Genomic DNA, 6,224 nt, shown 5'->3' with positions numbered 1-6,224 from the left:
TATCGCTCATATTTCTGTCTCAAAAAAGATATCTGATGTTCTTTTACCACAAAATGTTACTATTTTGGAGATGTCTAATGTTATTTCGAGCAATCGAGGTAACGGAATCGCGATTAAAAACAACTTTAATGCGATCGACAATAAGTTAACAATTGTAGCAGGCAACTACATCGGCATCCAAGCAGATGGAGTCAGTCCTTTGGGCAATCTAGGCAACGGTGTCTTGATTCAAAATAATGCTAATAATACGATCGGCGGTATCGAACCGGGAACTGGAAATGCGATCGCTTACAACAATTTAGCTGGAATAGCTGTTAACTCTGGCACGGGGAATGGCATTTCAGGCAATAGTATTTTCAACAATAATGGTTTGGGCATTGACTTAGCAAATGATGGAGTCACCCCTAACGATATCAAGGAGACTGACACGGGTGCTAACAACCTGCAAAACTTTCCCACCATCACGTTTGCCCACTCCAATGGCAAAAAAACTGAGATTAAAGGCACTCTCAACAGCACTCCAAATCAACAGTTTCGGCTGGAATTCTTTGCTAACTCCAGTCTCGACCCAACTGGCTTTGGTGAAGGCAAAACCTTCCTCGGTTCTACGATTGTCACTACGGACGATAGCGGTAAAAATAGTTTCAACTATACCTATGACAGTTCCCTACCCGTCGGTCAATTTATTACAGCAACGGCGATCGATCCTGCTAATAATACTTCGGAATTTTCTAAGGGATTTGCGATCGCCAACCAATCGCCTGTAGCAGCAAACGACAGCGCGATCGGCGATCGCAAAAATCCAGTCAATATTAACGTCCTGTCCAACGACAGCGACCCCGATGGCGACCCTCTGACGATCGGCATTGTTACCAATCCGGTGAATGGAACGGCAGTTGTTAATAATAACAACACGCCGGACAATCCCAATGATGATTTTATTACTTATACTGCCAATCTCGGATTTAATGGTGGCACAGAAAGCTTCAGCTATCAAGTCAGTGACGGTCAAGGGGCTACAGCAACAGCTAATGTCAACTTGACTTTCTCTGCCTCACCACCACCCACTCCGCCACTCCCGCCCACTCCGCCACTCCCGCCCACTCCGACATTGCCCACTCCGTCATTCCCGCCCACTCCGCCACTCCCGCCCACTCCGCCACTCCCGCCCACTCCGACACCCTCTCCCACTCCGACACCCTCTCCCACTCCGACACCCTCTCCCACTCCGTCATTCCCGCCCAATCCGACATTTCCCACTCCGTCATTCCCGCCCAATCCGACATTTCCCACTCCGTCATTCCCGCCCAATCCGACATTTCCCACTCCGTCATTCCCGCCCAATCCGACATTGCCCCCTTCTCCCTCACTCCCCCCTCTCTCGATCGCAAACCAGCCGCCGATCGCAGTGGGCGACAGTGCGATCGGCAATGCTGGCAGCGCGATCGATATCGAGGTTTTGGCTAACGACAGCGACCCCGACGGCGACCCCCTGAATCTCAGCATTGTCCTGACTTCAGACAACGGCAAAGCAGAAGTCAACCACAACGGTACGCCGGACAACCCAGCAGATGATTTCATCACCTACACACCCAATCCCAACTTCAGCGGGCCGGATGTGTTTGTCTATCGAATCTCAGACGGTAAGGGAGGCGTGGCTGTTACCAAAGTTGAAGTGACTGTCGATCCCAACCACTCGCCGATCGCATCTGGGGACGCTGCGACTGTAAATGCTGGCAGTTCAGTCAATATCAACGTCCTCGCCAATGACAGCGACCCGGATGGCGACCCCCTGAACCTCAGCATTTTCAGGGCCCCACACTACGGTAAAGCAGAAGTCAACAACAACGGTACGCCGGAAAATCCCAACGATGATTTCATCGCCTACACTCCCAATGCCGACAACTTCAGCAACTCTGATATCTTTCTGTATCAAATCGCAGACGGTAAGGGAGGTTCGGACGTTACCAAGGTTGAGGTGACTGTCGATCCCAATCACTGGCCGATCGCAGTGGGCGACAGTGCGATCGGCAATGCTGGCAGCGCGATCGATATCGAGGTTTTGGCTAACGACAGCGACCCCGACGGCGACCCCCTGAATCTCAGCATTGTCCTGACTTCCAACAATGGCAAAGCAGAAGTCAACCACAACGGTACGCCGGACAACCCGAAAGACGATTTCATCACCTACACCCCCAATCCCAACTTCAGCGGGCCGGATGTGTTTGTCTATCAAATCTCAGACGGTAAGGGAGGCGTGGCTGTTACCAAAGTTGAAGTGACTGTCGATCCCAACAGATCGCCGATCGCATCTGGGGACGCTGCGACTGTAAATGCTGGTAGCGCGATCGATATTCATGTCCTCGCCAATGACAGCGACCCCGATGGCGACCCCCTGAACCTCAGCATTTTCAGGGCCCCACACTACGGTAAAGCAGAAGTCAACAACAACGGTACGCCGGAAAATCCCAACGATGATTTCATCACCTACACTCCCACTGCTGACAACTTCAGCAACTCTGATATCTTTTTGTATCAAATCTCAGACGGTAAGGGAGGCGTGGCTGTTACCAAAGTTGAGGTGACTGTCGATCCCAATCACTTGCCGATCGCAGTGGGCGACACTGCGATCGGTAATGCTGGCAGCGCGATCGATATCGATGTTTTGGCTAACGACAGCGACCCCGACGGCGACCCCCTGAACCTCAGCATTGTCCTGACTTCCAACAATGGCAAAGCAGAAGTCAACCACAACGGTACGCCGGACAACCCGAAAGACGATTTCATCACCTACACCCCCAATCCCAACTTCAGCGGGCCGGATGTGTTTGTCTATCAAATCTCAGACGGTAAGGGAGGCGTGGCTGTTACCAAAGTTGAAGTGACTGTCGATCCCAACAGATCGCCGATCGCATCTGGGGACGCTGCGACTGTAAATGCTGGTAGCGCGATCGATATTAACGTCCTCGCCAACGACAGCGAACCGGATGGCGACCCCCTGAACCTCAGCATTTTCAGGGCCGCAAGCAACGGTAAAGCAGAAGTCAACAACAACGGTACGCCGGACAATCCACAAGACGATTCCATCACCTACACTCCCAATGCCAACTTCAGCGGGAATGATATCTTTTTGTATCAAATCGCAGATGGTAAGGGAGGTTCAGACGTTACCAAAGTTGAGGTGACAGTTAAAGCAGTCAACCGTTTGCCGATCGCGATCGCAGATAGTGCGATCGCAAATCAAGACTCGGCGATTGCGATCGATGTTTTGTCCAACGACAGCGATCCAGATGGCGATCCGCTGACTCTCAGGATTGCCACCAATCCGTCTCATGGTAAGGCTTTGGTGAAAAATGGCATGCCGGGCGCTGCGATCGGTGATTTCATCCTTTATACCCCCAATCCCAACTTCCACGGCGCGGACTATTTAACTTATCAAGTCAGCGACAGTCAAGGAGGTACGGCAACAGCTAAGGTCAACCTCACCGTCAATCCGGTTAATACAAACCCCCCGATTACCCCTTTGATTCTCAGCGGTACTCCCGATCCAGATACACTGATGGGCGCGGACGGCAACGACACCATCAAGGACGACGGCGCGGATGATTTCATTGATGGCCAGGGCGGCAATGACCTCATCAACGGCGGTTTAGGCAATCTCGATCGCATTTTCGGCGGAACTGGCGACGACACCATTACCGATCCCGACGGCGTAAATGATGTTCAAGGCGGTGTTGGTAATGACAGCATCAACATCACCTTTGCTGAAACCTGGGACAACAACACCAATCCCGACGATGCACCGAGTTCCGAGGACAAAATTATCGGCGGCATCGGTAACGACAGCATTACTATTACCATGAACGACTTTCGCTTCTTTATCAACATCAAGGGCGATGAAGCTGCGAGTTCCAATTCTGATGGTAATGATGCAATTAATTTGTTGGGAACCTACGCCAATTCAGTTGTTGACATGGGAGGTGGCGACGACACATTTAATGGTGGCTTAGGTGATGACAGTGTTTCCGGTGGCGATGGCAATGATACGCTGATTGGTGGCGATGGCAACGACCAACTTGCAGGGAATGCAGGCAATGACTTTATAACTGGTGGTGATAGTCAAGATCGGTTTATTTTTACATCGAACAGTGCTTTTAATACTGCTGATTTTGGAGTCGATCGCGTTGCTGATTTTACCCTTGGTAGCGACAAAATTGTCCTATCTCAAACTTCGTTCGGCACAATTACTGCTGCTAATATTGCCTTTGTAAATAGCGATTTAGCCGCAGAAACCAGCGACGGTCTAATTGCATACAGTCGCGCTACTGGAAAGTTATTTTTCAACCAGAATGGGGCACAATCTGGTTTGGGAACGGGTGCGCTATTTGCCACGCTTGACGGTACCCCGTCCCTGACAGTCAGCGACTTCCAGATTGTTGCTTAATATCATGTCCTGGCGATGGCAGACAATCAGAGAGAGCGATCTTAAATCCGTTAGCATCGGAATTATTTACATCTCTTTTCTCTGACTCTGTGCTCTCTGTGTACTCTGCGGTTTAATTATTCCGATGCAACTGGAGTGGATATATCCTATTTTCCCGCTTGTTCTACAGTTTGATAAACAGGGCGACATCCAGACAATAAGCCGTGCAAATTGACGACATTTCCGATTACTGCGATCGCAGGTGCTGCAAATCCAGCCGCCTCAACTTGCTCTACAATTGTACCCAAAGTCCCGATCAATTCTTCTTGTTCCGGCCGCGTTCCCCAGCGCACTAATGCTACGGGGGTTTCTGGACTCAATTCGGCTGCTGTCAACTGGCCGATAATGTAAGGCAAATTGTGGATTCCCATGTATACTACAATGGTTTCGGAGCCGCGGGCGATCGCCTGCCAATTTACCTCCGGTCGATATTTTCCCGCTGATTCGTGACCGGTGACAAAGGTGACAGAGGAACTGTACGATCGGTGTGTTAAAGGAATTCCCGCATAAGCAGGGGCCGCAATCCCAGAAGTTACGCCGGGGACGACTTCTACTGACACTCCAGCTTTTACCAACTCTTCCATTTCTTCGCCGCCGCGGCCGAAGATAAACGGATCGCCGCCTTTGAGACGAACTACGATCGCATGATCTCCAGCTTTTTCTATCATTAACTGAGTTGTTTCATCTTGCATTAACGAGTGGCGGCCTTTGCGTTTTCCGGCATCAATTCGTTCTGCTTGGGGGTTGATTGCTGCCAAAATTTGAGGGCTGACTAAAGCGTCGTAAATCACCACATCCGCACACTCTAACAGAGCTTTTCCCTTCAAGGTCATCAAACCCGGATCTCCGGGGCCCGCACCTACTAAATACACTTTTCCTAAAGACATTTTTCTTGGTTCCTTTACCTCTTCTGTGCCTCTGCGGTTCATTTTTGAATTAAATTCCCAATTAAGTCTGCTAATTGTACACTTGCGCCTAGAGGATTTGCGAGATGAAGTTCCGCCGCAGGAAATTGCTGCTTTAGCTGTGCGACATTTTTGGCGATCGCATCTGTAATTCCTCCATTAAATAAGAAGTATGGCACAATTCCTATTTGCTGCTGTCCACCACGAACCAAACTCTCAATTTGCTCTTCCAAACTCGGCTTTACCGACCAATAAGCTGTCAGCGCACCGAGTTTGCTGGCGATTTCCTCAACTGTCGAGTTACCTCCGGGGCGACGGCTGCCGTGAGATAATAAAATCCATTTTGGCAATAGCAGATTGGGGAGAAAAGTCACCTCTTGCATCTGACTTTTTACCAATTTTCTTAAGCCTGCTTCCTGGGAACCTAAATGCGGGCGCAATGCAATTTTTAGCTTGTCACCAAAAGTTTGTTGGGCAATTTCCACCTCTGCGGGTATGTCTTCGGCGACGTGAACTCCCGGCAATAAAAATACAGGCAGGATTTGCAATTCTGTCAGTCCCAGCGACAGGGTACGTTCGCCAAAACTGCAAATTTGTTCGTGCAGCGGTGCGGGCCCGAGTTCTAAGGTGGCAGTTGCTACTGCGGGGAACGAGTCAGCCAAATTTTGAGACAGCAGTTGACCGAGGTTTTCCAAAGCTTGTTGGGGTCTGGGGTCGCGGCTGCCGTGAGAAACTAATAAATAAGTCGATCGCAATTTCAATATAGATTTGATGTTAATGTTCGATCCGGATTTCAAATAATTATAACACCGTTGGGCGCGTGACTTAAAAAATAC

3 protein-coding genes are annotated in these 6,224 nt (G+C 50.0%); 1 reads left to right on the top strand and 2 read right to left on the bottom strand.

Features of this window, described 5'->3' with window-relative positions:
* Window positions 1-70 precede the first annotated feature (70 nt).
* Window positions 71-4,444: an Ig-like domain-containing protein gene (locus tag QUA80_RS27505; protein ID WP_333428154.1), complete on the top strand. Its 4,374-nt coding sequence runs from the start codon at window positions 71-73 to the stop codon at window positions 4,442-4,444.
* 146 nt (window positions 4,445-4,590) lie between these two features.
* Here QUA80_RS27505 and cobA read toward each other — a convergent pair whose 3' ends face one another.
* Together cobA and QUA80_RS27495 are read right to left on the bottom strand one after the other, a co-directional pair.
* On the bottom strand, window positions 4,591-5,412 hold the full coding sequence (gene cobA, locus QUA80_RS27500; RefSeq protein WP_333428153.1) for a uroporphyrinogen-III C-methyltransferase: 822 nt from the start codon (window positions 5,410-5,412) through the stop codon (window positions 4,591-4,593).
* The gene (locus QUA80_RS27495) at window positions 5,409-6,149 is read right to left on the bottom strand and encodes a sirohydrochlorin chelatase (protein ID WP_445302298.1); all 741 of its coding nucleotides are present in this window, start codon (window positions 6,147-6,149) and stop codon (window positions 5,409-5,411) included. The genes cobA and QUA80_RS27495 overlap by 4 nt, the downstream gene beginning before the upstream one ends.
* Window positions 6,150-6,224: the final 75 nt, after the last annotated feature.

Source organism: Microcoleus sp. F4-D5 (assembly GCF_036704885.1).
Lineage (GTDB): Bacteria > Cyanobacteriota > Cyanobacteriia > Cyanobacteriales > Microcoleaceae > Microcoleus.
Note: the sequence above shows the minus strand (reverse complement) of the source record. Positions and strands in the feature narration are given on the sequence as shown.